A 24,523-nucleotide genomic window follows, 5' to 3' on the forward strand; every position below is an offset into this window, starting at 1 on the left:
CGCCGCGCTTGTCGTCACGACGGCGAGCAAATACGCCGCCTGCGGCGGTGAGACGTACCAGTTGAAACCACCGTCGAACCGGGATAGCGTTTCCGCTGCCTTTCCGAGGCCATCGCCCCACACCGGCGGCATCGGCCTTCCCCGTCCCTTGACGAATCGAGTGGCCGTGTCAGAGCCGAACGACGGCGAAGCCCCTGTAATCGTTGGTTTGTCCGATGCGGCGATGCACATGTATGCCGCCGCGATCGAGGCACTCCCCGATCCCAGCGACCCGGAGTTCCCCGATCGGGCGGGCGTGATCCTGGCCGGCCTACGCAAACTTCAGGATTCACTCACCGACGCCGCCGCCCGCAGCCGCGCCACCCCGTCGGTGATCGTCGCGCTCAGCGGTGTCCGCAACCAATACGACGAGCTGATGGCGACCGCCGCCAACGGCCCCGGCGCCACCCACGGGCAGCGCCTCTACACCGCTCGCGGGCGGGCCAAGCTGACCACCGCGGAGGCAGCCAACGGCGTCGGCCTGCGTGCGGCGCTGATCGAGGCCGTCGAGACCGAGCAGTCGGTGCTCGACGACGAGGCGGCGCGCATCAAGGACCTCATCGCCGCGTTGGGCGGCTGACGCCCGAACTAGGGCAGATACCGGGCCGCGCCGGTGACGCGGATCATCCGGCCCGCCTCGGCCTGCCGATAACCGATGACGCCGCCACCGAAGGTCATCAGCAGGATCGCGGCAACACCCGGCAGTGCCGCGCCGGTCAACTGGGTCAGCGTCGGGCTGCGCAGGTAATCGGTGTAGCCCTGCCGCGGTGTCTGGGCCGTCTGGGCGGTCAGCGCCCTGACCGTGCTGTCGTTCGGCGGCGTCTGTCCCTGCGCTGCGGTAGTGCGGCCACCCTGCGCGCTCGGGGCGAGTTCGAGGCCGCGTGCAGCACCCGAGCCGATGCCCGGCACGGGAGGCGCGATGGGCGGGAAAGCGGGGAACCGCGCGGCGGACGGCGGCGCGACGGGCGCCACGACAACCGGCGCCGACAGCACCTGCGCGGGACCGAAACCATTGCCGTGGTAGCCGCTGCCGCCTCCGCCGGGGACGACTCCGCCTGAGGCGTCGAGGACGGGCTCAGGCTCCGGCGCGCCGCCACTGCGGAATGCGGGCCCCGGCACGGGCTCGGGTTGCGGTGGGGTCGGTGCGGCCAGGAATGGACTGAACACCTGCTGGGTGCGGGAGATGATCTGGTTCGCGCTCCACCATTCGCCGCCGTCGCGCCGGATATCAAGAACGTAGAAGGGGAACTTGTGCGTGCCGGACGTGGTGGGCTTGTTCCGCGGTTCGGGGTCGACGCGCACGACCGTGTTGCCGCCGGAGCCACCCGCTGTGCCGCCGGCATCCTTGGCCCCTTCCGGATCCTTGGTGCCTTCACCCTGTAGTTGTCCGCCGGCGCCGTCGCCGTTCAGCCTGATCTGCGCCACAGCTTCGTTGTCACCGGGTTTGCTGTCTTGCTGGTCGCCGACGGTCGGACTGGTGACCTCCGGTTCGGCGAAGGCGATGCCGGCGGTGCTATATCCGAGCATGAGGGTCCCCGCGAGCACACCGGCACAGGCCGCAACGCGGAGAGCCGACACCCCCATGCGCACCCTCGATCCCCATGAAACCAGTGCTGACTAGGCCATTGCCGTGGGCCGATTCTCGCATATCCGGCGCCATTCGTCGGTGGAATCCTTGATTGCTGGCAAAGGCCATAACTCCCTACCTCGCGGCCGGCGTATTGTGCCGACGTGGCATCGGGCGACAGGCTGTCGGCGGCCGAAGCGGCACGCACCCTCGCCGCGTCCAGCAACGCGGGCACGCTGGCGACGCTCACCGCAACCGGAGAACCGTGGGCGTCGTTCGTCACCTATGGGCTGCTGGGCGGTGAGCCGGTGTTGTGCGTGTCGAGCCTGGCCGAACATGGCCGGAACCTGGTGGCCGATCCGCGGGCGAGCATCTCGATCGTGGTGGCCAGCGCCATTTCGGACCCGCAGGCGTGGGCCAGGGTGACGCTGGCCGGGATGGCGGAACGTCCCGCGGGCGACGCATTGGCCGCTGCCCGCGAGGCACACCTGCACGCGGTGCCCGGCGCCGCCGAGTACATCGACTTCGCGGACTTCACGCTGTGGGTGCTGCGCGTGCGACGGGTGCGCTGGTACGGCGGGTACGGCCGGATGGACGTGGCGACGGGTGAGGCGTACGCGGCTGCGCGGCCCGACCCGGTCGCGCTCCATGCGGCTCGCGCGATCGCCCACCTGAATGGCGACCACGCCGAGTCGCTGTACGTGATGGCCCGCACCCTCGGCGGTGTGCCCGACGCCACCGCGGCGACCTGCACGGGTGCCGACCGATACGGCCTCGACCTGGCAGTGCAGACACCACGCGGAACCTCCTACGCCCGGGTCGCATACGCTGCGCCCATCGAATCGACGGACGATTTACGCTCGGCCACAACCGAATTGGCCGACCGCGCTAGGATCACCGGGTGACTAGCGCACGCTCTGAGCTGTGGCAGGCCGCATTCGAGCTGATCCGTACCCGCGGCCATGAACGTCGCGACGAGCCGTTCCGGCTCGCCAGCGGGCAACTCAGCCATGACTACATCGACGGCAAGTACGCCGTCGACACCGGCGAACGGCTGGCGGTGGTCAGCCGTGCCGTCGCCGAGCTGGCGACCGCCAACGGTATCGAGTTCGACGCCGTCGGCGGGCTCACCATGGGTGCCGACCCGTTGGCCCACGGCGTCGCCATGGTCACCGGCAAGGCGTGGTTCTCGGTACGCAAGGAGCAGAAGCAGCGTGGCCGCGAGCAGTGGGTCGAGGGCACGCGGCTGCAGCCGGGCACCCGGGTGCTGTTGGTCGACGACGTCATCAGCACCGGCGGCTCAACGGCTTTGGCGTTCGACCGGATCGCCCCGCTGGGCGTCGTCGTGACGGGCGTGATCCCGATGGTGGACCGCGGCGACGTGGCCGCCAAGCTGTTCGCCGAGCGCAATGTGCCGTTCGTCGCGCTGGTCACTTACCGCGACCTCGGCATCGAGCCCATCAAGCCCGTCTAGGGCCCGACCACCAGCACGCCGGCCTGTTCGACGCCGACGGCCACCCGGTCGCCGGGCGCGAAGGCGCGCGCGGCCGAGCTCGACGTCTGGGCGGCGACGACGGTGCCGTCGGCCAGTGTGCAGTACACCCGCGAGATGGCCCCGAGGAACGCCACCGACGTCACCCACGCGCCGCCCGCCGGGTCAGCGCTGACCGTCAGCGACTCGGGCCGTACCATCGCCAGGCCGGCACCCGAGGTGATCGAGCCGGCCAGGACCGGCACCGACGTGCCGAGTAGCAGCGCGCGGCCGTCCGAAACCTCCGCGGGCACTTTGTTGTTCAGCCCGACGAAGTCTGCGACGAACGGCGTTGCCGGGTGGGCGTAGAGCTCGGCGGGCGCGGCGAGCTGCTCGAGCCTGCCCTGGTTCATCACCCCGACCCGGTCGGCGACGGCGAGCGCCTCCTCCTGGTCGTGCGTGACGAACAACGTCGTCGTTCCGACCTCGAGCTGCACGCGGCGGATCTCGTCGCGCAGTTGCACCCGCACCTTCGCGTCGAGCGCCGAGAGCGGTTCGTCGAGCAACAGCACCCGTGGCTGGATCGCCAGCGCCCGCGCCAGCGCGACCCGCTGCTGCTGCCCGCCGGACAACTCGCTGGCGTACTTGTCCCTATGCGCCGTCAGCCCGACCAGCTCGAGCATCTCTTCGGTGCGAGAGCGCCGCTGCCCCATGCTTTTACGGCGCATCTTCAGACCGAATGCGACGTTGTCGAGCACCGTCAGATGAGGAAAAAGGCTGTAGGCCTGAAAGACCATGCCCATATCGCGTTTGTTGGCGGGCACGTTGGTCAGATTCTTGCCGTCAACGGAGACGCTGCCCGACGTAGCCTCGTCGAGGCCGGCGAGGATGCGCAGCGCAGTCGTCTTGCCGCAGCCGGACGGGCCGAGCAGCGCGACGAGTTCGCCCGGTTCGATGCGCAATGTGAATCCGTCAAGCGCCTTGACCGGACCATAGACCCGCGTCAGCTCGTTGAGCTCGACCGAAACCCCGTTTGTCACAGTGGAATTCCTGCCGCCTCGCCGGCGCGGCGTCTGCCGCGGGTCACCACTGCGAGAACGAGCAATAGCACGAATCCGAACACCAACGTCGCCAGCGACGCCGCCACCGAAGTCGGGCCATCGGTCTTGCCGATCAGCACGATCTGCACCGGCAGCGTCTCGTAGCCGGACAGCGAGGCAATTGTGTACTCCCCTAACACCACCGCGATCGAGATGAATGCCGCCGAGAGAATCCCCGACCAGATGTTGGGCACCAGGACCCGGGTGATGGTCATCGACCAACCGGCGCCGAGCGAGCGGGCCGCCTCCGACAGCGTCTTCAGGTCGATCGCCGACAGCGCCGCATCCAAGGCGCGGTATGCGAACGGAAGCACCAGCACGACGTAGACGAACGTCAGCGTCAGCGCCGACTCGCCGAGGAAGTAGGTCACCCACAGGTAGACGTTGCGCAGCCCGACGACGATCACCAACGCCGGAATTGTGAGCGGAAGCAGGCAGAGGAATTCCACGATTCGCTTGGCCCATGGTGCTCGCAGCCTGACCCAGATCATCGTCGGCACAAGTATGACCAGCATGAGCAGCGCCGTGAAAACAGCCAGCAGCAATGAGATCACGATGGCCTGGTACAGCGCGTCGTCGGACACCAGGTTCTGCCAGGCGCGCCCGGTGCGGCCGCCGGCGATCAGGTTGCGGGTGGAGAAGTCGGCCATCGCGTACAGCGGAAACAGGAAGAACAGGCCGAAGGCAAGCCACAACAGGACACGTAATAGTCTGCCGTGCAGGGTCGTTCGCTTCACTGCAGCCACCTCGCCGTCCGGCGCACCAGCATGTTGTAGGCCACCATCACCACGGCCACGATGACGATCGTCTCCAGCGCAAGCGCATACGCGAAGCCGGACTGGCCCAGCACCACTTCACTTGTCAGCGCCGCGCGGATCAGCAGCGGCACGATCGGGCTGCCCTGGCTGACCAGCGCCGCCGCAGTGGCATAGGCAGCAAAAGCGTTGGCGAACAACAAAAGAACGGATCCAAAAAAGGCCGGTGACAGCAGCGGCACCGCGATCTGGCGCCAGTATTGGAACGTCGACGCGCCGAGGCTAACCGCCGCCTCGCGCCACTGCTCGCGGAGCCCCTCCAGCGCGGGCACGAAGACGATCACCATGAGCGGTATCTGGAAGTACGTGTAGACGAGAATCAAGCCTCCCAGACTGTAGAGCCACCCGGAGCCCGCGAGGTTCCACCCGAAGTGCTGCTGGACCCATAACGTCAGCACACCGTTGAGGCCGACGGTCGCCAGGAACGCGAAAGCCAGCGCCACACCGCCGAATTGAGCAAGGACGCTGCACAACGAGATGACGGCCCGGCGGAGCACAGACTCCGGCGGGCTGCTGACGACCAGCCACGCCAGCACGGCACCCAGAACCGCCCCGATGATCGCGGTGCTCGCCGACAGCAGCACGCTCTTGCCCAGCGCGGACAATGCGGTGGGAGAGAACAGTGCCGCCACCCGGGTCGCAGAGAACGCGCCGTCGACGAAGAAGGCGCTGACAACCACGGTCGCGGTCGGGATGATCAAGAAGATCGTCACCAGCGCGACAAATGGCAATAGCGGCAGCGAGTCTCGAACCAAGCGCAATCGTGTCGGCATGTCAGCCGATGGCTTTGGCCCAGTTGTCCGTCAGGTACTTGGTGGCTTTCTCGGTCTGGGCCGGTGTCGGCACGTTGACCGGGCCGTCGACGACCGGAATCTTGGCCACCGCTTCCTTATTGATGGTGCCCGCCTGCACCATCTGGTCGGCGCGCACCGGCCGTACCCCGCCGGCGGCGTAGAGGTTCTGCCCTTCGTCGCTGTACAGGAACTCCTGCCACAGCCGCGCGGCGGCCGGATGCGGCGCATCCTTGTTGATCGCCTGGTAGTAGTAGCCGGCCACCACCGCGTTGGACGGCACGAAGACCTGCCAGCTGGGCAGCTTCGCGGTTTCGGTGGCGTTGAGATAGTTCCAGTCGATGACGACCGGCGTCTGACCTGACTCGATCGTCGCGGGTGTGGGGTCGACCGGCAGGAAGTTGCCTGCCGCCTTGAGCTTTCGGAAGAATTCCACGCCGGGCGCGATGTCGTCGACCGATCCGCCCTGCGACAGCGCGACCATCACGACCCCGGAGAACGCGGCGCCGGCCTGCGTGGGGTCGCCGTTGAGGGCGACCTTGCCGCTGTATTCGGGCTTCAACAAATCGTTGACGTCGGCGACCGGCGGCACCTTAGCGGAGTCGAAGCCGATCGACATGTAGCCGCCGTAGTCGTTGACCCACTTGCCGTCCGGGTCGCTGTATGCGGCGGGAATCTGGTTGAAGGTCGCGACCTTGTACGGCGCGAACATCAACGTGTTGGCCAGCGCGACGGCCTGGCCCAGATCGAAGACGTCGGGCGCGGTGCTCTTGCCCTTCTGTTGGTTTGCGGCGTTGATCTCATCCTGGCTGGCGGCGTCGGGCTGCGCAGAGTTCACCTTGATGCCGTACTTGTCGCTGAACGCCTTGATGATCGCGCCGTAGTTGGCCCAGTCGGGCGCCAGCGCAATGGCGTTCAGCTGACCCTCCTTCTTCGCGGCCTCGACCAGGCCGTCCATGCCGCCGAAGTCTTCGGCCGAGGTCGCCTCGCGGGCGTTGACGCCCGACTGAGTCTGTTCGCCCTGGCTTTTCTTCTCTGGCGGCGCGCACGCTGTCAGTCCGCCGATGAGCAGGGCCGACGCGGTGATCGCGGTGACGCCGAGCAGACGCGACGTCGTGATGAACGGGTGCATGGGCGAACCTTCCGATGGGCACGTAGACCAACGTGGCCCTGAAATCCGGGGCGATGGAACCCTACCGCGAGTCCATCTTTCAGCGTTGACCGCCCATTTCCCCAGGTAGTGGCGTTAGCATCACATAGTGGCGGAGAAGGGGGCCCCGCGGGGTGTCGACTTCCCTGGAGAGGAGGCCGACTTCGACTATCTGCTGAGGGAGCAGACGCAACAGGCCGGCGGGTTCGATGCGTTCGACGAGAGCACCTGGGACACGGTTTTCACGCCGGTGGCCCCGACGCCGTGGTATCGATGGCCACGGCCCCGCACCCTACTGATCGTCAGCGGCGCCGCGGCGTCGGCCATCGTGGTTTCGGTTGTGCTGCTGGTGTTTCGGGGTTCGCCGGTCGATCAGCGCCCGGCGCCGGGAACGACAGGGGTCACCACCACACCGCTGGCGACCGCGACGAGCGAGCCCGCGCCGCCACCGCCTCTTGCGCCGCCGCCACCGCCTCCTGCGCCGCCGCCACCATCAGAGGCCGCGCCAGTGTCAGAGGCGCCCGCGGTGGTCCGTCCGACGGTCCGGGCCCGCCCGACGAACGAACCGAAGATCGGTGTCACGCGGTCGCCGGTGACGAGGTCGCCGATCAGCGTGGCTCCCCAGCCGCGTCGACCCCGGTGATCGACGCTCTTAGTGGTGCCCGCCGTGGTGGAATAGCAACTCGCCGCCGAAGAAGGGATACGGGTATGGGTAGGTGACCGGTTGGTCGCTGTTGATCTGCACGTTGCCCGGCGATTGGCATTGCGTGGTCTGGGCACCGACGTAGGTGCAACTTGGCCCGAGCGGTGCGGCGGCAGCCGCTGGTGCGGCGACGATGGCCGCTGCGGCGGCGCCGGCCGCGAGCAGACCCGATATATGACGCAGTCTCATGAGACCCGTCCTCTCCAAAATCTAAACTGAACGTTTAGTTTCAACTCGGAGAAGGCGCGGACCGATGCCGCGGGACCGCGGTGATCTCACTCACGTTCGGCGAGGACGCGGAGCGTGGCGTCGACCAACGTGTCGGCCTCGCGGCCGGTGAGTGGGGCGTGGCCGACCAGGAGCCGGTACAGCGCGGGGCCGATCAGCAGGTCGATGACCGCATCGGAGTCGAGGTCGCCGCGAAACTCCCCCCTATCGACGCCGCGATCCCAGATCGTGCGGAACAGTTCGCGGCGCGAGTCGACCAGGTGGATGCGCAGTTCCTGAAGGATCGCCGGGTCGGCCTGCGCCTCACCGACGAGTTGGGCGAAGACGCGCCCGCTCGGGCCGGTGTAAAAGCGCAGCAGGCCGTGCATCACGGTGGCCAGGTCGTCGCGGGCGGATCCGGTGTCGGGGTCGTGTGACTCGGCCATCATCTCGGTCAGAAAAGCCTCGATGGCCACGGCGTATTTGTTGGGCCACCACTTGTAGATCGTGGCCTTGCTGGCTCCGCTGCGGCCGGCGATCTGCTCGGTGGTCATCGCCCGCAGCCCCACGTCACGCAGCAGCTGCGAGGTGGCGCGCAGCACCGCCGCTCGCGACGCCTCGCTGCGGGGCCGGCCAGGGCGGTTTCGCGCAGGCGTCTCCGCCGGTTTTTCGTCGACAATGAACCGGCCGTTCACAATCTTTACTATTGACTATTCCGGCGGTACCGCAACTGGAGAAGGTCAGCATGTCGGACTTCGACGCGAGGGAGAGGTTCGCCTCGTCGCCGGTCGCTCAACTCGCGACCGCGGGTGCCGACGGCGTGCCCCACGTCGTGCCTGTCGTGTTCGCCGTCGACAAGCACACCATCTACACCGCGGTCGACGCGAAACGGAAGTCCACCCACCGACTGCGCCGGATGGTGAACATCGAAGCCAATCCCGCCGTCAGCCTGCTTGTCGACCACTACGACAACGACTGGTCGCAGCTGTGGTGGGTGCGCGCCGACGGTACCGCCCAAATCCACTACAGCGGTGAGGAAATGGCCAACGGGTACTTTGCGTTGCGTCGCAAGTACCCGCAGTACCAGCGAGTTGCACTAGACGGACCGGTGATCGCAATCACGGTCAGTCGCTGGTCCGGATGGCAGACCTGAGCTTGCGGTAATGGCGTCGGTTGCGACGGCGATATACGTCGTGACATGACTCAACGTGTAGGGGTTTCGGTCGGTGCCTCAACGCTTGCCGCGGTGGTGCCGGGGTTCGCGGCCGTCACGCGTGCGCCGGTTCTCGCCCTGCACCGCGGACTCGTCGTCACCGATTTCGTGGACCGCTGCGCCGACCCGGTCGGTGTCATGGCCGCCGACGGCTCGTTTCACCGGGCCGAGGCGCTGGTCGCTGCAGCGTTGCGGGCCATGGCGTATGCCGCCGCCGGCGGACGGCGCCCGACGGTGCCTCCCGGCGTCGCGTATCCCGCCCACTGGAGGGCGATCGCGGTCGAGGCGCTGCGCCGCGAACTGCTCCGGCGACCCGAATGGTCGGCACGCATGACGCTGATACCCGACGCCGCGGCCGCCGTCACCGCTTTGCAGGCCGACCCGGGTCTGCCGACGCGGGGCATCGTCGCGCTGTGCGACTTCGGCGGGACTGGCACCAGCGTCACGCTGGCCGACGCCGCGGACGGCTACCGGCCCATTGGGGCGACGGTGCGCTACACCGACTTCTCGGGTGACCTCATCGACCGGGCGGTGCTGACGCACGTGCTCGCCGACCTCGGCCTGCGGGGCGGCGCAGATGCGGCGGGAACCACCGCGATCGGAACTCTGCAGCGGCTCCGGAAGGAATGCCGCGCCGCCAAGGAGCGCCTGTCCCGCGTCGCGGTCACCACCCTGTTCGCCGACGTCGCCGGGTTCCGCGGCGAAGTCCGACTCACCCGGGCAGAGCTCGATGGCGAAATCCGCCGTCCGCTCGCAGCGGTTGTCGATTCACTGCGAGAGCAGCTGTTCCGCAATGGAATTGGACCCGCCGATCTGGCGGCGGTCGCCACCGTCGGCGGAGGTGCCAACATCGCGGCCGTCACCACCTCGCTGTCGGAGCGGCTGCGCGTGCCCGTCATCAGCACGCCGCGTCCGGAGCTGACCGCCGCGCACGGCGCCGCCCTGCGATCCGTCCGACGGTCCGACAGCGTCACCGCCGTCGCGCCCGCGCAATCGGCGACGTTGCGTGCACTGGCCTGGTCGGCCGTGGATGCCGTACCTGAAATCGCCCCGCCGCCACAGCGATTCGATGTGCGCGCCAACGCAGGCGCTGCCCGGCCCAGGATCGATTTCCAAGCCTCGCCTTCTGCTGCTCGGCCCGCGCCTGCGCCCGTCGCGCGGTACCGGTCCGTGCTTGTCTCGGCGGTGGTGTTCGCCGCGATGGTGCTCATCGGCGCAGGCGCCGTCATGGCCATTCGCAATGACGCAACCGCGATGTCGGGGACGGCAACGGCGACAGTGACGGTCTCGCAAGAGCCTGCGATACCCGGGAATAAGGTCTTACCCTAGATCGTTCGCCTGCAAGCACGAAACACGTGCCCTGCCACCGTCTTCGGGCGCCCGAACAATCGGATTCTGCCAATCCGGCGATCAATTTCTGCCACCGGAATTAATGGTGCTGATCTGGCAGTTGATTCGATCAGGCCGAGCAATAGCAGCTTTGTCCGGCCGCACAACAGAAGAGAAGAAGGCGTCAAAGATGAAGAAGTTCGGATTTGCCAGTCTTGTCGCAGGCGGATTGACCGCGGCGGTCCTGGGGCTTGCCGCGCCCGTCGTCGCCGCGCCGACCGGCCCTGGCAATGCGCAGGAGACCATCGACGGGCTGAAGGCCGACGGCTACAACGTCATCGTCAATCGCCTCGGCGGAACCCCGCTGGACCGGGCGACCGTCGTGGCTGTGCGACCCGGCCAAACCTACTCGCGGACCGATTCCGGCAACCCCGGAGACGACTTCGGCACCACCGTCACCAACAAGACGGTGTACGTCGACGTCAGGTAGCGCCCGCGAGCAGAAAAGGGGCACCCCCATTCCCGGGGGGTGCCCCTTCTTCGTCTCCACAACGATCGTGGCGATGATGGAGCCGTGACCGAATACTCGCTGCCGATCGTGCCGAGGTTCGCCGAAATCGATCAGCAGAGCGTGGTCTTCAACGCCCACTACCTGACCTGGTTCGACGAAGCGGTGACCGGCTATCTCGACCACCTCGGTACCAGCTATCCGGATCTGATGTCGGCCGGCCTCGATATGCAGTTGGTGCACACCGAGATTGACTATGCCGCACCGGTGCGGTGGCGCGACTCGGTGCGCGTAGCGGTGGCGTGCGAACACGTTGGCACGACAAGCTTCAGGATCGGCTTCTCGGTGCTGCGCCGCCGCGACGGCTCCGAGGAACTGGTCGCGGTGCGCGGCAGAAACGTCTACGTCGTGGTGTCGACCGACGACTGGACCAAGCGCAGCGTCCCCGAAGCGTTGCGCCGCGCCTTGTCTAGGCCTGCACGATGACGGGATCGCCGACGCGCACCGTGTCGAAGTACCAGGCGGCGTTGGACGGGCTGAGGTTGATGCAGCCGTGGCTGACATTCGCATACCCCTGCGAGCCGACCGACCAGGGCGCGCTGTGCACGTAGACGCCGCCGTTGGTGATGCGCACAGCGTCGGCGACGGTGAGCTTGTAGCCCTCCGGGTCACTCAGCGGGATCCCGATGGTGCGGGAATCCATGACCACCGACTTCTCCTTCGCCAACGCGGTGAACGAGCCGACCGGCGTCGGGTGCTTGGGCTTGCCCATCGACGCGGGCATCTCCTTGACCACCTGATCGTCGATCTTGACGGTGAACGTATGGGCGTCGATGTCGGCGATGCCCACGACCTTGGAGCCGGTCTCGAAGCTCGTCGAGAATCCCCCCGCGGTGACCGAGATCGGCGAGTGCGCGGGCCAGAACTGATTGGGTGTGAACTGCACGGTGTCGTTGCTCAGCCAGGTGAACTTCCCTGTCGGGGTGCTCTTCGAGGTGATGTCGATGGACTGCTCGGCACGCGCGCGATTGGTGACCGGTTCTGCGAAGGTCACCTCGATCGGTGCGGCGACGCCGACGACCTCTCCAGAGCCTGGTGAAACCGAGGTGACGACGGGGCCCGAGGCCGGACCGGGCACCGCGGCCAGGCCGGCGGGAGCCGAACCCACCATGGCGACAGCCGTAGCGCCCACCACGACGAGTATGTATCGAACAGCTCTACGCAACGCTTCTATCCCTTCACCGACATCCCGACCAGCAAAGTCGATTGTAGTGACAACACTGCCCAACAGCCGCCGAGGACCCGTTGTTCCACGTCGGATGGGGTCTTGCAGACAGTGACGATTGGGAGAATTGTGGTCTGCATCACGGGCCCGACGAAGCGACCCGGGTGCTGGAAAGGCACGTCATGGCAGACAAGGCGAATACTTCCCAGGGCGCCGGAGCCGCCCCGACCGCGGACAGTCCGGCCGCCATCCGAAACGTGGTGCTCGTAGGACCATCGGGTGGCGGCAAAACCACCCTCGTCGAGGCCCTGCTGACCGCAACCGGGGTGTTGTCCAGACCGGGATCCGTCGTCGACGGCACGACCGTGTGCGACTTCGACGACGCCGAGATCGGCCAGCAACGCTCCGTAGGGCTGGCGCTGGCGCCGCTGTCGCACAGCGGCATCAAGGTCAACCTGATCGACACCCCCGGATACGTCGACTTCGTCGGGGAGCTGCGGGCCGGTCTGCGCGCCGCCGACTGTGCGCTGTTCGTGATCGCGGCCAACGAAGGCGTCGACGAACTCACCAAGTCGTTGTGGCTGGAGTGCCAGCAGGTCGGCATGCCGCGCGCGGTGGTGATCACCAAGCTCGACCATGCCAGAGCCAGCTACGACAACGCGCTGGCGGCCGCCCAGAGCACGTTCGGTGAGAAGGTGCTGCCGCTGTATCTGCCTGCCGGCACGCCGTGCAGCGGCCTGGTCGGGCTGCTCTCGCAGACGCACTACGAGTACACCGGCGGCAAGCGGACCACCAGGGAGCCCGACGCATCCGCCGCGGCGCGGCTCGAGGAGCACCGCGGCACCCTGATCGAGGGCATCATCGAGGAATCCGAGGACGAGACGCTGATGGAGCGCTATCTCGGCGGCGAAGAGATCGACGAGAAGGTGCTGATCGAGGACCTGGAGAAGGCCGTCGCCCGCGGCTCGTTCTTCCCGGTGATCCCCGTGTGCAGCAGCACCGGTGTCGGAACGCTCGAGCTGCTCGAGATCGCGACGAGCGGGTTCCCGTCGCCGCTCGAGCATCCGCTACCCGAGGTCTTCACGCCGCAGGGCAAGTCACGCGGAAAGCTCAGTTGTGATCCGTCGGGTCCGCTGTTGGCCGAGGTGGTCAAGACGACGTCGGATCCATACGTCGGCAGGGTCAGCCTGGTCCGCGTCTTCTCCGGCACCATCACACCCGACGCGACGGTTCACGTGTCGGGCCATTTCTCGTCGTTCTTCGGCCCGGCTTCGCAGAACGGTTCGGCGAGCGCGCACGAGGACCATGACGAGGACGAGCGCATCGGCACGCTGTCGTTCCCGCTCGGCAAGCAACAGCGGCCCGCGGGGACGGTGGTGGCCGGAGACATCTGCGCGATCGGCAGGCTGTCGCGCGCCGAAACCGGGGACACGTTGTCGGACAAGGCCGATCCGATGGTGTTGAAGCCATGGACGCTGCCGGAGCCGCTGCTACCGGTCGCGGTGCAGCCACGCGCGAAGACCGATGACGACAAGTTGTCGGTGGGTCTGCAACGGCTGGCCGCCGAAGATCCGACGCTTCGCATCGAGCAGAACCCGGAGACCCACCAGATCGTGCTGTGGTGCATGGGCGAGGCCCACGCGGGTGTGGTGCTCGACGGTCTGGCGAACCGGTTCGGCGTCAGCGTCGACAAAGTGGATCTGCGGGTGCCGCTGCGGGAGACGTTCGCCGGCTCCGCCAAGGGCCACGGCAGGCATGTCAAGCAGTCCGGAGGCCACGGCCAGTTCGCCGTTTGCGACATCGAGGTGGAGCCGCTGCCCGAGGGTGCGGGCTTCGAGTTCGTCGATAAGGTCGTCGGCGGCGCGGTGCCGCGGCAGTTCATCCCCAGCGTGGAGAAAGGCGTTCGGGCACAGATGGAAAAGGGCGTGGGCCCCGGCTATCCCGTGGTCGACATCCGCGTCACCCTGTTCGACGGCAAGGCGCACAGCGTCGACTCGTCGGACTTCGCGTTCCAGATGGCCGGCGCGCTCGCGCTGCGCGAGGCCGCCCACGCGACGCGGATCAACCTTCTCGAACCCGTCGACGAGGTGGCGGTGCTGGTGCCCGACGATCTGGTGGGCGCAGTGATGGGTGATCTGGCCAGCCGCCGCGCCAGAGTGCTGGGCACCGAGAACGTCGGCGAGGACCGCACCGTGGTGAAAGCCGAAGTGCCGCAGGTCGAATTGACCCGCTATGCCATCGACCTGCGTTCGCTGTCACACGGCGCGGGATCGTTCACCCGCACCTTCGTCCGCTATGAGCCGATGCCGGAGAACGCGGCGGCCAAAGTGAAGGCCGGTGTCTAGGTCACGAACGACGCTCCCAGGCCCAGGTCATCAGCGCCCACACGGTCGCGACCAGTGCGGCCGCGACGGCCACATAGAGCGGCCATGGACCGAACAGATCGAGCAGCGAGGGCGTGCCGGGCTTGCGGTTGAGGAACCCGTAGTTGGATCGGGCAATTGCGTTGAACGCCATCGTGATTGCGGCCCACGCCAGCGTGACGACCAGAACGAACCGGTAGTCGCCCCACGTCGGCCGAAAGCCGCGGCCCCAGGTCAGGTAGATCGCCGCCCACACCACGAGCAGGTGGATCGCCCAGAACGCCAGGAAGCGGTAGTCGGGAAAGTCCCGGCCCCTCAGCACCGGTGAGATCAGCGCCTGCACGCTGAGCACCAGGCCCCAGTAATAGGTCAGTGCCGCCGCCCAATGTCGTTGTGACCACAGCGCATAGGCGCCCACGGTGGTCGCCAGGTCGGTGAGTTGCAACGGCACCGAATACTGGAGCGACGGCGGGATCAGCGAGTAGACCAGCACCGCGGCGTAGATCAGCGCCGTCACGCCGCCGAGCACGCGGCCGAAGATACGTGCCTGCGCTTCGGACTGCCTGCGGCCGACCGCTACCAACAGCACGGCCCCGACGGCGAACACCGCGAGGACGGCCCAGTGCGACGGGCCGTAAACGGTGAACTCCCGGTCCGTCAGCGCGCCGCGACCTCAGCAACCGGGGAAACCGACTCACCCATCCGCACCACGCTAAATCAATCGGCTGACTTGGTGTGAAGACTGCGTGCCGGCGCTAGCGTTTCTTCATGGCCCTAGCAGAGCACACCCTGTACCGCAGGCTGGGCGGCTACGACGTCATCGCCCGCGTGATCGACGACATGTTCGTCGCCTTACGCGCTGACCCGGCGTTCGCCCGGTTCGGCGTGGGCCGCAGCACCGACTCGCACAACCGCGCCCGCCAGCTGCTGGTGGACCAGATCTGCCAGCTGAGCGGCGGGCCGTGTGTCTACATCGGCCGCGATATGAAGACTTCCCACGCTGGACTGGGAATCTCGGAGTCCGAGTGGACCGCCAACATGGCACGCCGATGCCGCGCTGGTGAAGAACGCGGTTCCCGATGCCGAACGCGCCGAGTTCCTCAGCCTTTTCGAGCGCTATCGCTCCGACATCGTGGAGGAGCGCCCGCGCTAGTTCTGCTTCACGTCGGCCGTCGAGTTGTTGTCCTTGACGCGGGTCTTGTAGAGGCTGGCGGCCGTGGTGATGACGAGGGTGACCACGATGAAACCGAGCGACAGCAGCGTCGGAATCTCCGGCACCGGCACGTGCTCGCCGCCGTTGATGAACGGCACCTCGTTTTCGTGCAGCGCGTGCAGGATCAGCTTGACGCCGATGTAGAAGAGGATGACCGCCAGCCCCTGCGACAGGTAGACCAGTCGCTTCAGCATGTCACCGAGCAGGAAGTAGAGCTGACGCAGACCCATCAGCGCGAAAATGTTGGCGGTCAGCACCAGATACGGCTCCCGGGTGAGCCCGTAGATCGCAGGGATCGAATCGAGGGCGAAAATCAGATCGGTGGTGCCGAGCGCGATGATCACCAAAAACATCGGCGTCATCAGCCGTTTGCCATTCTCCTTGACGTAGAGCTTGAGCCCCTCCCACTTGTCGGTGAAGCTCAGGTGGCTGCGGGCGAAGCGCACCACGACGTTGTCCCCGTCGTCGTCATGGTCGCGGTCGCGCGCCAGGTTGACCGCCGTCCAGAGCAAGAAAACGCCGAAGATGTAGAACACCCAGGAGAACTGGTTGATCGCGACGGCCCCGAGCGCGATGAAGATGCCGCGGAAGATCAGCGCGATGATGATGCCGATCAGAAGCGCCTCCTGCTGATACTTCTTGGGCACGTTGAAGCTGGCCATGATGATCAAGAAGATGAACAGGTTGTCGACCGACAGGCTGTACTCGGTGAGCCAGCCCGCGAAGAACTCGACACCGAATTGGCTGCCGTGGAACTGCCAGACAAAGATGCCGAAGGCCACCGCCAGGCCGACGTAGATCGACAGTGCCGCCACCAGCTCGCGCTTCGACGGTTCGTGGGGTCGTCGGCCGATGACCACGACATCGAACAGCAGGACGGCGATCGTCACGCCCAGGGTGATCGTCCACTCGAGTGGGGTTACGTGCATCTACGGTGCCTCCGGTCGTCAAAGCGGCCGAGGTCTCTTCCGCCGTAGGGCCGGCCCGCGGAGCCGGTCGTCCAATATGGCCGACGTGATGACGACGCCGCGGCGAAGGAATACTCCCCTCGCGGTCCAGTCTGTCAGATGGCTCTGGGTGGTGCCCACCCCGGTTACGGGGTGCCCCTGTGCGACGATGCCTCGATGACGGCGCGCCCTGCACATTTCCTCCCGGCGGGCGAAGACCGCTATACCCCGACGAAGTATGCGCAGAGCCACTGGGGACCCGACCATCTCAACGGCCCGGCGCTGGTCGGCCTCGCCGCGCACGCGCTGGAGGGCAAGTTCGGCTCCGACGAGTTCATGCCGGCCCGGCTGACCGTCGACCTCTTCAAGGCCGCGCGTGGTGTGCCGACGACCACACAGGTGCGGCTCATCCGGGACGGCCGCCGGGTGCGCAATTCGGAGTGTGAGATCTTCCAAGACGGTGTTGCGGTGGTGCGCGCCACGATGGTGGCCTACCGCCGGTCGCAGCCGCCTCCTGGCGAGGAGTGGGCAGCGTCCGCCGAGTTCACCTGGCCGCCGGAACTGGGCACCTCCACGAGCTCAGTCGGTGCGTCCTACATGGGCAGCGACGGGATCGGGTGGACCAGGGGCATCGCCGAGCATCAGCACACGGCCCGCAAGCGGTTCATCAACCGGATGATCGACGCGGTCGAGGGTCACGACAACACCCCGTTCGTCCGCGGCGCGATGGTGGCCGAGGGCGCAAGCCTGGTGACCAACATGGGGTCGGCGGGCGTCGGCTACATCAACGGCGACCTCACCGTCGCGCTGGCTCGCCTGCCCGTCGACGAGTGGATGGGGGTGCAGGCCGACTCGCATTGGGCGGCCGACGGTATCTCGGTCGGCACCGCGACGATGTTCGATCGCATCGGCGCGTTCGGCTCGGCGTTGGTGACCGCCGTGGCCAACCCGGCAGCGCAGATCGACTTCAGCAACGACCCATTTCCGTCGCGCAGCCCGTCCTGACGGTCAGCGGCGGAAGACCACCCAGCGCATCGCGCTGTACATGTAGACCGCTTCGCAGCCACCCGCGACGATGCGGGCCATGCGGAAGTCCACACCGAGCGCGGTCAGCGCGCTGGACACCCCGAGAATGAACGCCAGGTAGTTCACCGCCACCACAACGACATAGACGGCGAACTGCGGCCCGACAGGGGCGTGGGACTGAAAGTTCATGGTGCGGTTGAGGTAGTAGCCCAGCGTGAACGCACACGCGTAGGCCACCGTGACGGCCAGCGGCAGCGACACGCCGAGCCCGGCGTGCAGCCCCGACAGCAGCGCCAAATCCACGGCGAACGTGCACCCATTGATCATGGCGAAGCCTAGAAATGTCGGCGCCACAACGGAATTCAGCCCGAACGGCAGGCGAGCCACCACCGCTGCGCACCAGGCGTGGAAGCGCTCGGCGAACCTCTGCGCGCTCGCCCGCGCCTCGACCCGCACGCGGACACGGTGCCATAGACAGGTTTACGGAACATGAGCACTCGGCCAACAGCAGGCGGCGGCGCGACAAGATGGCGAAAATTGCTGCTCGGCAACACCGCTCGGGTCCTTCGTTATCTGGATAACGGTGCCAATGTCGACGTCTGCTGCGCGGTCAGCAAAAGATGTTGCGATACTTGAGCGCGTGCCCAGCCGCATTGTCACCCGACCCGAAGAGGGTCGAGCGGTCGCGGCGTTCCTCACCGCCGCCGCGTCGGAGCCCTCGGGTCTGGTCGCCGAGGGCGAGCCGGGCATCGGCAAGACGACCCTGTGTCTGTCCACCATCGAATCCGCCGAGAGCCGCGGCTTCCGGGTGTTGGCGGCCCGGCCTGCCGAGCCCGAGTCCGTTCTCGCGTATGCCTCGCTGGCCGACCTGCTTTCGGGAGTCGACGCGACGGTGCTAGCCGGCCTGCCGACGCCGCAGCAGCTCGCGATCGACCGGGTGCTGTTGCGGGCAGAGGCCGAGGACCTGTCCACGGACCAGCGCGCGGTCGGCGCCGGCTTCCTGTCGGTCATCGAGCTGCTGGCCGAGCAGGCCCCCGTGCTGCTGGCAATCGACGACCTGCAGTGGCTGGATCCCTCGAGCCGCAACGTCATTGCGTTCGCAGCCCGTCGGCTCTCCACCCGTGTCGGTGTATTCGGCACCGCCAGAACCGATCCCGAAGATGGCCGCGCGCCGGCCCCGTGGCTGCAGCTGCCAGAGCCGGACGGCGTGCGCCGGATACAGCTGCGCCCGTTGAGCCTCGGCGGTTTGAACGCCGCCATCACCCAGCGGCTCGGGCACTCGCTGTCGCGGCCCGCAATCGTTCGGATACAAGAGGTTTCCGGGGGTAATCCGTTCTACGCAATCGAGCTTGCACGCGCGATGGACGGCGACCAACGCAGCGCCGAGATGCCGTTGCCGATGACGCTCACTGAGCTGGTGCGCGCCCGCATCGGCAGCATTGACGAGTCGGTGCGCGACGTGCTGCTTGTCATGGCCTGTCACGCCGCGCCCAGCGTGGTATTGGTGTCGCGTGCCACGGACATGAACGAACGCGAAGTCGTCGCGCACCTCGAAGAGGTCGAGGCGAAGGGCATCGTCGTGATCGACGGCCACCGCCTCCGGTTCGCACATCCGCTGTTGGCCAAGGGTTTCTACACAGATGTGGCGCCGGCGCGACGCCGGGCGATGCATCGCCGGTTGGCCGAGATCGTCGACGAGCCCGAGCTGAAGGCCAGACATCTGGCGATGGCGGCCACCCACGGGGACGAGCAGACCCTGCTGTCGCTCGACGAGGCCGCCGATATTGCGCGAAGCCGCGGCGCGCCGGTGGCCGCGGCCGAGCTGCTCGACCTGGCCATCGGGCTGGGCGGCGGCACGCCTGAACGCCGGATACTCTCCGCGGCACACCATTTCGACGCCGGCGAACCCGCGACGGCGCGGGGCCTTCTGCAAGACACCATCTCTGAGCTGGAGCCCGGCCCGCGGCGAGCCGAGGCCTACACGCTGCTCGCGCTCGTCGCCTCGCTCAATGACAGTTTCGACGAGGCCTCGGTGCTTCTCGAGCAGGCACTCGACGACGTCGCCGACGAACTCGCTCAGCGGGTCGCCATCCTGGTGTCGTTGGCGTTCGCGTTGGTCAACTCCGGTCGGATGGAGCCAGCCGTGGCTCGCATCGAAGAGGCGGTGGTGTGCGCGACGGAGCTCGGGGACCCGCACGCCCTCAGCCAGGCCCTGGGTATGCGGGTGGTTCTTCACTTCATGCGCGGCGACGGACTCGACGCAGGCAGCCTGGCGCGTGCTGTCGAGCTCGAGGACCGGCACGGCCACGTGTCGTCGGCATTCAGTCCGAGAGTCCAACGAGCGTTGATGCTGGCATGGACCGGCGACCTCGAGGTGGCGCACAGCGAGATGATCGACATCCGCCGCCGATGCATTGATCGCGGTGAGGAAGGCGAGCTCTCGTTCATCGACTTCCATTCGGTGTTGATCGACATCTGGCGCGGCGCCATGGCCGACGCCAATCTGATCGCCGAGGACAGCGTCGAGCGGGCCCACCAGCTCAACGGCGACCTGCCGCTGTCCGTCTCGCTGACCGTGCGCGCCGCCGTCGCCGCCTACGCGGGTGACGAAGAGGCCGTCCGTCGCGACGTGGCCGATGCGATCGCGGCCAGCGAGCGGTGCGGTTCACGCCGCCTCGGCGAGTGGCCTGTGACAATTCTTGGCTTCCTTGAGCTTTCGTTGGGTAACTACGAGGCGGTGCTGTCCACCGTCGCGCCGCTGATGCCGATGCTCGACGCCGTGCCGGATTCGACGGAGATCATCAACGCCACCTACGTGCCCGATGCCGCAGAAGCGCTAGTTCACCTGGGTCGGTTAGACGAGGCCGAGCCGTTGATCGCACAGCTCGCGCGCAACGGTGAGCGTCTCGACCGCCCCTGGATGAAGGCCGTCGCCGCGCGCTGCCGGGCGATGGTGTCGGCGGCGCGGGGCGACGTCGAGACGGCGACCCGTTGTGTCGAACAGGCCCTGGTCGAACACGACCGATTGCCGATGCCGTTCGAACGCGCGCGGACCCTGCTGCTGGCCGGGCAACTCCAGCGCAGGCAACGCCAAAAAGACCAAGCCGCAACGACTCTGCGCGAAGCGCTGAAGACCTTCGAGGACCTCGACACCCGGCTGTGGGCCGAGCGGGCCCGCGCCGAGCTCGCACGCGCCGACGTCGGCGCTCGACGGATGTCCAACCTGAGCCCGTCGGAGCAGCGCGTGGCGGAACTAGCCGCCTCCGGGATGACCAACCGCGACGTCGCCGCGGCGCTGTTCATCAGCCCCAAGACGGTGGAGTCGAACCTGGCCCGCATCTACCGCAAGCTGGGTATCCACTCGCGCGCCGAATTGGGCAGGCAGATGGGACAACCCGAGTCCTAGCCCCCGGCGGATCACGGCAGCACGATGCGCAGCCGTTCCCACCCCCGCACGGTCGACGTCGGCGCGGGCACCGCGCTGTCGTAGTCGATTCCCCACTCCGGCCACCGGTTCAACAGCTCGTCGAGCGCCACCCGGCCCTCCAGCCGGGCGAGGTTGGCACCAAGGCAGTAATGCACACCCTTGCCGAATGTCAGGTGGCTGATGCTGTCCCGGTGGATGTTGAACGTGTCGGGATCGGTGTAGCGACGCGGATCGCGGTTGGCCGCGCCGAAGAGCAGCAGCATGGCGCTGCCCGCGGGCACCGTGGTGCCGTACAGCTCAACGTCTTTCAGCATGTAGCGCGCGACGTGGGGCCCGGTCGGTTCGTAGCGGAGCGTTTCGTCGACGGTGCGGGTCAGCAGCGAACGGTCTTCATAGACCGCGCGGCGCTGGTCGGGATGCTCGGCGAGGACCTTGGCCAACCAGCCGATCAGCCTGCCGGTGGTCTCGTTGCCCGCGCCCGCCACCACCTGCACGTAATGCAAGATCTCCTTGCGGTGCAGTTTTCGGGTGACGCCGTCCTCGTCGGTGAACTCCATGTTCAGCAGCGCCGTCATGAGGTCATCCGACGGGTTCTTCGAGCGCCACTCCACGTAGTCGGCATAGATGCTGCCGTCGGCGATCTTGTCGGCGTTGACCACCTTCATGGGTGCGCCCGGCTTGGTGCGCAGGTTCGCGTCGTTGGCGTCACGAACCGCGACCTGATCGGACTCGGGGATGCCGAGCAGCATGCCGATCACGCGCATCGGCATCATCGCGGCAAGCTCGGCGACGATGTCGAAGCCGTCCGAACCGACGTGCGGGTCAAGGCAATTGACGCAGAATTGCCGGATCTGGTCTTCGATCTCGGCCATCCGGCGGGGGGTGAACACGCGACCCATCAACCCGCGCAGCATGGTGTGCACGGGCGGATCCTCGAACATCATCACGCCCTCGGGCATGTCGAATTCCGAATTGACCAGCTCCAGGATGTCGCTGCGGGAGTTGGAGAACGCCTCCCAGTTCGAGAGCGCCGACTCGACATCGCTGAACCGGGAGATCGCCCAGAAGCGGTAGCGCTCGTTGTAGTAGATCGGTGCTTCCTCCCGCAGCCGCGCATATGTGGGCCATGGGTTGGCCGCGATATCGACGTCGTACGGGTCGTAGTAAACGGTGCTCGTCGTCCCGGGTTGTGTCATGTGATTCCCTACTTCAACAGGCTGCCGGCGTCCACGGGCAGCGTGACGCCGGTGATATAGCGCGCCTCGTCCGAGGCCAGGAACAACACCGCGTTGCTGATGTCGACCGGCTCTACCCACGGAATCGGCAGGAAGTGGAACGACTGGCAGACCGGTGCCAGGTCGTCAGGCCCCGGGTTTACCAGGTCGGGCCGGAACATCCGGTAGGTCGGCTCGTTCATCAACAGCGGGCTGGACACGTGGGTGGGATGGACGGTGTTGACCCGGATCGAGTGCTGGCCCAGCTCGACGGCGAAGGTCCGCATCAGGCCCACCACGCCGTGCTTGGCGGTGATGTAGTGGCCGACGTGGGGATAGGCCTTCAGCCCGCCCACGGAGCTGGTGATGATCACCGACCCTCCACGCCCGCCCGCCAGCAGGTGCGGCACTGCGGCCTTGATGGTCTTCCACACCCCGCCGAGGTTGACGTCGATCGTCTCGTCCCAGCTGTCGTCGCTCATCTTGTGCAACTTCACACCGGTGGTGCCGATGCCCGCGTTGGCGATGACGATGTCAAGTCGCCCCAATTGCTCGACGCCGCTGTCCAGCGCGCTCTTCAGCGCGTCGTAGTCGCGGACGTCGACCTCGGCGGTGATGATCCGGCGGTCGAGGTTCTTCACCATGTCGGCGGTTTCGGCGAGGTCCTCCGGCGTGGCCGGGGGCGCAGGTGAATCGGCGAACCCGCGGCAGATGTCGACCGCGATGATGTCGGCACCCTCCTGCGCCAGCCGCACCGCGTGGCTACGGCCCTGGCCGCGTGCGGCGCCGGTGATGAAAGCGACCTTGCCCTCTACCCGTCCCGACATCGTCCCTCAATCGCCGAGCACTTGTTGGGCGACTGCCCAACATTTATGCTGATGCCATGTCTAGCAGTCGCCGCGGCGCCTGGTCAAGGCCCAGATGAGCGCCCCGAAATCGGCGGGCCGCAACTCGTCTGCCCGCCGGGCGCTGATTCAAGCGACTGCCCAAGTCATGCTCGAGGAAGGCTATGCCGCCGCGACATCGCGGCGGGTGGCCGCCAGGGCCGGGGTCAGGCCCGCCCTCGTGCACTACTACTTCCCGAGCATGGACGACCTGTTCTTGGCGGTGCTGCGGGAAGGGGCAGAGACCAACCTCGACCGGCAGCGTGAGGCGCTGGCCGATGAGCGGCCGCTGCATGCGTTGTGGCAACTGAACAACGCCCACGGGGCGCGGCTGCTGATGGAGTTCATGGCGCTGGCCAACCACCGCAAGGAGATCCGCAGCGAGATCATCGGCTACGCGTCGCGCTTCGGCGAACTGGAGGAAAGCGCGGTGACGCTGGCGCTGCGCGCCCACGGTGTCGACATGGCGGAGTTTCCGCCCGTGGTGATGTCGATGATCGTGACCAGCCTGGCGCGAATCCTGGTCCTCGAACGCAGCCTCGGCATCAGCCGCGGCCATGACGAGGCCACCGCCTTCATAGAACGGCTGCTCGACAAGTATGAATTGCCGCCGAATTAGGGGCCGACGCCGATAACGATTCGGTCACTATTGCGATCACGATCATTTAAGAGTCGGGGCCGATTCCTGAGAAGCTTTATGAATAGCGCCGTGGTCTGCGCGCGGGCTTATCCGATTAGCGGGTATTGAGGCACAAATCACGTCGAGAGACCGTAACGCATCAGCACCAACTGTTTGCGCCTTTGCCAGCCGTGTTTGGACGGGTTGACGTTGGGCTACTTTGGATTTCGGGCGGGGGAAGAGAAATACGAATCGCAATTCGAGGGACATTTGATCATGAATTTCAGTGGTATCACTGCGCGCCGGAAATTCTCTGGCGTCATCGTCGGTTCGCTTCTAGGCGGGGTTGCCGCGGCGACGATCGCTGCACCGTCGGCCGTGGCCGCACCGCAGGGATGCAGTGCCGGTGACGTGGCGGCCACCGTCAGCTCCACGTGGGGCTCGGCCCGCCAGTACCTCAACAACCACCCGGGCGCCAACCAGGTGGTGACCGCGGCGTTCAACCAGCCGCGTGCTCAGGCCGAGACCGACCTGCGCAACTACTTCACCGCCAACTCCGGTGAGTACTACGACCTGAAGGGCATCCTGGCCCCGATCGGTGAGAAGCAGCGCGAGTGCAACGTGACGGTGTTGCCGCCGGATCTGGCGTCGGCCTACAACACGTTCATGGCCGGCTGATCCAGCCCAACGAAGACCCGCCGCTGCAGCCCAC

At 66.9% G+C, this 24,523-nt stretch carries 26 protein-coding genes and 1 pseudogene; 14 read left to right on the plus strand and 13 right to left on the minus strand.

Annotated elements, in window-relative coordinates:
• Positions 1-229 precede the first annotated feature (229 nt).
• Positions 230-619, plus strand: coding sequence for a transcriptional regulator (locus A5651_RS06565; RefSeq protein ID WP_066977318.1), 390 nt, complete (start codon positions 230-232; stop codon positions 617-619).
• 8 nt (positions 620-627) lie between these two features.
• Here the strand turns inward: A5651_RS06565 and A5651_RS06570 are convergent, their stop codons facing one another.
• Entirely contained in the window at positions 628-1,617 is a 990-nt protein-coding gene (locus tag A5651_RS06570) for a hypothetical protein (protein ID WP_197496562.1), read from the minus strand.
• A gap of 153 nt (positions 1,618-1,770) precedes the next feature.
• On the opposite strand from A5651_RS06570, the gene A5651_RS06575 reads away from it, so the two are divergent.
• Positions 1,771-2,511: a HugZ family protein gene (locus A5651_RS06575; protein WP_066977011.1), complete on the plus strand. Its 741-nt coding sequence runs from the start codon at positions 1,771-1,773 to the stop codon at positions 2,509-2,511.
• Complete coding sequence (locus A5651_RS06580) at positions 2,508-3,080, plus strand: orotate phosphoribosyltransferase (protein WP_066977014.1); 573 nt, start codon at positions 2,508-2,510, stop codon at positions 3,078-3,080. Before A5651_RS06575 ends, A5651_RS06580 begins: the two co-directional genes overlap by 4 nt.
• Here A5651_RS06580 and A5651_RS06585 read toward each other — a convergent pair.
• From A5651_RS06585 to A5651_RS06600, 4 genes are read right to left on the minus strand one after another with little or no spacing between them, the layout of a single operon-like run.
• A complete protein-coding gene (locus A5651_RS06585) occupies positions 3,077-4,117 on the minus strand; it encodes an ABC transporter ATP-binding protein (RefSeq protein ID WP_066977018.1) in 1,041 nt (346 codons plus the stop codon). The two genes, A5651_RS06580 and A5651_RS06585, sit on opposite strands and share 4 nt — an antisense overlap.
• Positions 4,114-4,914: an ABC transporter permease subunit gene (locus A5651_RS06590; RefSeq protein ID WP_082943616.1), complete on the minus strand. Its 801-nt coding sequence runs from the start codon at positions 4,912-4,914 to the stop codon at positions 4,114-4,116. Before A5651_RS06590 ends, A5651_RS06585 begins: the two co-directional genes overlap by 4 nt.
• Positions 4,911-5,765 carry an ABC transporter permease subunit gene (locus A5651_RS06595; RefSeq protein WP_066977024.1) on the minus strand — a complete coding sequence of 285 codons (855 nt, stop codon included), beginning with the start codon at positions 5,763-5,765 and terminating at the stop codon, positions 4,911-4,913. The genes A5651_RS06590 and A5651_RS06595 overlap by 4 nt, the downstream gene beginning before the upstream one ends.
• A gap of 1 nt (position 5,766) precedes the next feature.
• Positions 5,767-6,915: an ABC transporter substrate-binding protein gene (locus A5651_RS06600; RefSeq protein ID WP_066977027.1), complete on the minus strand. Its 1,149-nt coding sequence runs from the start codon at positions 6,913-6,915 to the stop codon at positions 5,767-5,769.
• A 127-nt stretch (positions 6,916-7,042) separates the two neighbouring features.
• Between A5651_RS06600 and A5651_RS06605 the strand changes: the two genes are divergently transcribed.
• Positions 7,043-7,576, plus strand: coding sequence for a hypothetical protein (locus A5651_RS06605; protein WP_066977030.1), 534 nt, complete (start codon positions 7,043-7,045; stop codon positions 7,574-7,576).
• A 9-nt stretch (positions 7,577-7,585) separates the two neighbouring features.
• Here A5651_RS06605 and A5651_RS06610 read toward each other — a convergent pair whose 3' ends face one another.
• Both A5651_RS06610 and A5651_RS06615 read right to left on the minus strand, forming a co-directional pair.
• The gene (locus A5651_RS06610) at positions 7,586-7,825 is read right to left on the minus strand and encodes a hypothetical protein (RefSeq protein ID WP_066977033.1); all 240 of its coding nucleotides are present in this window, start codon (positions 7,823-7,825) and stop codon (positions 7,586-7,588) included.
• An 86-nt stretch (positions 7,826-7,911) separates the two neighbouring features.
• Entirely contained in the window at positions 7,912-8,538 is a 627-nt protein-coding gene (locus tag A5651_RS06615; RefSeq protein WP_231988587.1) for a TetR/AcrR family transcriptional regulator, read from the minus strand.
• A gap of 50 nt (positions 8,539-8,588) precedes the next feature.
• Between A5651_RS06615 and A5651_RS06620 the strand changes: the two genes are divergently transcribed.
• From A5651_RS06620 to A5651_RS06635, 4 genes are all read left to right on the plus strand, one after another.
• Positions 8,589-8,996 (plus strand): TIGR03668 family PPOX class F420-dependent oxidoreductase, encoded by a 408-nt coding sequence (locus A5651_RS06620; protein ID WP_066977324.1) that lies wholly within the window; start codon positions 8,589-8,591, stop codon positions 8,994-8,996.
• A 45-nt stretch (positions 8,997-9,041) separates the two neighbouring features.
• On the plus strand, positions 9,042-10,385 hold the full coding sequence (locus A5651_RS06625; RefSeq protein ID WP_082943617.1) for an Hsp70 family protein: 1,344 nt from the start codon (positions 9,042-9,044) through the stop codon (positions 10,383-10,385).
• A 190-nt stretch (positions 10,386-10,575) separates the two neighbouring features.
• The gene (locus tag A5651_RS06630; protein ID WP_066977039.1) at positions 10,576-10,875 is read left to right on the plus strand and encodes a hypothetical protein; all 300 of its coding nucleotides are present in this window, start codon (positions 10,576-10,578) and stop codon (positions 10,873-10,875) included.
• Positions 10,876-10,959: 84 nt separating this feature from the next.
• On the plus strand, positions 10,960-11,379 hold the full coding sequence (locus A5651_RS06635; RefSeq protein ID WP_066977042.1) for a thioesterase family protein: 420 nt from the start codon (positions 10,960-10,962) through the stop codon (positions 11,377-11,379).
• Here A5651_RS06635 and A5651_RS06640 read toward each other — a convergent pair.
• On the minus strand, positions 11,363-12,118 hold the full coding sequence (locus tag A5651_RS06640) for a L,D-transpeptidase family protein (RefSeq protein WP_369803914.1): 756 nt from the start codon (positions 12,116-12,118) through the stop codon (positions 11,363-11,365). The two genes, A5651_RS06635 and A5651_RS06640, sit on opposite strands and share 17 nt — an antisense overlap.
• A gap of 182 nt (positions 12,119-12,300) precedes the next feature.
• On the opposite strand from A5651_RS06640, the gene A5651_RS06645 reads away from it, so the two are divergent.
• Positions 12,301-14,463, plus strand: coding sequence for an elongation factor G-like protein EF-G2 (locus A5651_RS06645; RefSeq protein WP_066977047.1), 2,163 nt, complete (start codon positions 12,301-12,303; stop codon positions 14,461-14,463).
• Between the two features lies 1 nt (position 14,464).
• Here the strand turns inward: A5651_RS06645 and A5651_RS06650 are convergent, their stop codons facing one another.
• Positions 14,465-15,142, minus strand: a complete 678-nt coding sequence (locus tag A5651_RS06650; protein ID WP_066977051.1) for a TIGR02206 family membrane protein — start codon at positions 15,140-15,142, stop codon at positions 14,465-14,467.
• Between the two features lie 179 nt (positions 15,143-15,321).
• Here A5651_RS06650 and A5651_RS25915 point away from each other — a divergent pair.
• Positions 15,322-15,465, plus strand: a pseudogene (locus A5651_RS25915) (group 1 truncated hemoglobin); the annotation flags it as partial.
• Between the two features lie 165 nt (positions 15,466-15,630).
• Here the strand turns inward: A5651_RS25915 and A5651_RS06655 are convergent.
• Entirely contained in the window at positions 15,631-16,623 is a 993-nt protein-coding gene (locus tag A5651_RS06655) for a TerC family protein (RefSeq protein ID WP_066977055.1), read from the minus strand.
• A 195-nt stretch (positions 16,624-16,818) separates the two neighbouring features.
• Between A5651_RS06655 and A5651_RS06660 the strand changes: the two genes are divergently transcribed.
• The gene (locus tag A5651_RS06660) at positions 16,819-17,646 is read left to right on the plus strand and encodes an acyl-CoA thioesterase domain-containing protein (protein WP_066977327.1); all 828 of its coding nucleotides are present in this window, start codon (positions 16,819-16,821) and stop codon (positions 17,644-17,646) included.
• A 3-nt stretch (positions 17,647-17,649) separates the two neighbouring features.
• On the opposite strand, the gene A5651_RS06665 is transcribed toward A5651_RS06660, so the two are convergent.
• Positions 17,650-18,123 carry a GtrA family protein gene (locus A5651_RS06665; protein WP_066977058.1) on the minus strand — a complete coding sequence of 158 codons (474 nt, stop codon included), beginning with the start codon at positions 18,121-18,123 and terminating at the stop codon, positions 17,650-17,652.
• 184 nt (positions 18,124-18,307) lie between these two features.
• Here A5651_RS06665 and A5651_RS06670 point away from each other — a divergent pair, with 184 nt between their 5' ends.
• The gene (locus A5651_RS06670) at positions 18,308-21,073 is read left to right on the plus strand and encodes an AAA family ATPase (protein WP_231988589.1); all 2,766 of its coding nucleotides are present in this window, start codon (positions 18,308-18,310) and stop codon (positions 21,071-21,073) included.
• 11 nt (positions 21,074-21,084) lie between these two features.
• Here the strand turns inward: A5651_RS06670 and A5651_RS06675 are convergent, their stop codons facing one another.
• Both A5651_RS06675 and A5651_RS06680 read right to left on the minus strand, forming a co-directional pair.
• Positions 21,085-22,290, minus strand: a complete 1,206-nt coding sequence (locus tag A5651_RS06675; protein WP_066977064.1) for a cytochrome P450 — start codon at positions 22,288-22,290, stop codon at positions 21,085-21,087.
• 8 nt (positions 22,291-22,298) lie between these two features.
• Entirely contained in the window at positions 22,299-23,135 is an 837-nt protein-coding gene (locus A5651_RS06680; RefSeq protein WP_066977068.1) for a mycofactocin-coupled SDR family oxidoreductase, read from the minus strand.
• Positions 23,136-23,229: 94 nt separating this feature from the next.
• Here A5651_RS06680 and A5651_RS06685 point away from each other — a divergent pair, with 94 nt between their 5' ends.
• Together A5651_RS06685 and A5651_RS06690 are read left to right on the plus strand one after the other, a co-directional pair.
• Complete coding sequence (locus tag A5651_RS06685) at positions 23,230-23,811, plus strand: TetR/AcrR family transcriptional regulator (protein WP_082943618.1); 582 nt, start codon at positions 23,230-23,232, stop codon at positions 23,809-23,811.
• Between the two features lie 276 nt (positions 23,812-24,087).
• Positions 24,088-24,489 (plus strand): heme-binding protein, encoded by a 402-nt coding sequence (locus tag A5651_RS06690; RefSeq protein WP_066977333.1) that lies wholly within the window; start codon positions 24,088-24,090, stop codon positions 24,487-24,489.
• Positions 24,490-24,523: the final 34 nt, after the last annotated feature.

Origin of the sequence: Mycobacterium sp. 1274761.0, assembly GCF_001668615.1 — a bacterium.
Taxonomy (GTDB): Bacteria; Actinomycetota; Actinomycetes; order Mycobacteriales; family Mycobacteriaceae; genus Mycobacterium.

Excerpts from the sequence above, each read along its gene's own strand:
- A5651_RS06565 (WP_066977318.1), top strand. The coding sequence starts at position 230 with ATGTATGCCGCCGCGATCGAGGCACTCCCCGATCCCAGCGACCCGGAG.
- A5651_RS06595 (WP_066977024.1), bottom strand. The coding sequence starts at position 5,765 with ATGCCGACACGATTGCGCTTGGTTCGAGACTCGCTGCCGCTATTGCCA.
- A5651_RS06600 (WP_066977027.1), bottom strand. The coding sequence starts at position 6,915 with ATGCACCCGTTCATCACGACGTCGCGTCTGCTCGGCGTCACCGCGATC.
- A5651_RS06610 (WP_066977033.1), bottom strand. The coding sequence starts at position 7,825 with ATGAGACTGCGTCATATATCGGGTCTGCTCGCGGCCGGCGCCGCCGCA.
- A5651_RS06620 (WP_066977324.1), top strand. The coding sequence starts at position 8,589 with ATGTCGGACTTCGACGCGAGGGAGAGGTTCGCCTCGTCGCCGGTCGCT.
- A5651_RS06625 (WP_082943617.1), top strand. The coding sequence starts at position 9,042 with ATGACTCAACGTGTAGGGGTTTCGGTCGGTGCCTCAACGCTTGCCGCG.
- A5651_RS06630 (WP_066977039.1), top strand. The coding sequence starts at position 10,576 with ATGAAGAAGTTCGGATTTGCCAGTCTTGTCGCAGGCGGATTGACCGCG.
- A5651_RS06645 (WP_066977047.1), top strand. The coding sequence starts at position 12,301 with ATGGCAGACAAGGCGAATACTTCCCAGGGCGCCGGAGCCGCCCCGACC.
- A5651_RS06655 (WP_066977055.1), bottom strand. The coding sequence starts at position 16,623 with ATGCACGTAACCCCACTCGAGTGGACGATCACCCTGGGCGTGACGATC.
- A5651_RS06660 (WP_066977327.1), top strand. The coding sequence starts at position 16,819 with ATGACGGCGCGCCCTGCACATTTCCTCCCGGCGGGCGAAGACCGCTAT.
- A5651_RS06675 (WP_066977064.1), bottom strand. The coding sequence starts at position 22,290 with ATGACACAACCCGGGACGACGAGCACCGTTTACTACGACCCGTACGAC.
- A5651_RS06680 (WP_066977068.1), bottom strand. The coding sequence starts at position 23,135 with ATGTCGGGACGGGTAGAGGGCAAGGTCGCTTTCATCACCGGCGCCGCA.
- A5651_RS06685 (WP_082943618.1), top strand. The coding sequence starts at position 23,230 with ATGAGCGCCCCGAAATCGGCGGGCCGCAACTCGTCTGCCCGCCGGGCG.
- A5651_RS06690 (WP_066977333.1), top strand. The coding sequence starts at position 24,088 with ATGAATTTCAGTGGTATCACTGCGCGCCGGAAATTCTCTGGCGTCATC.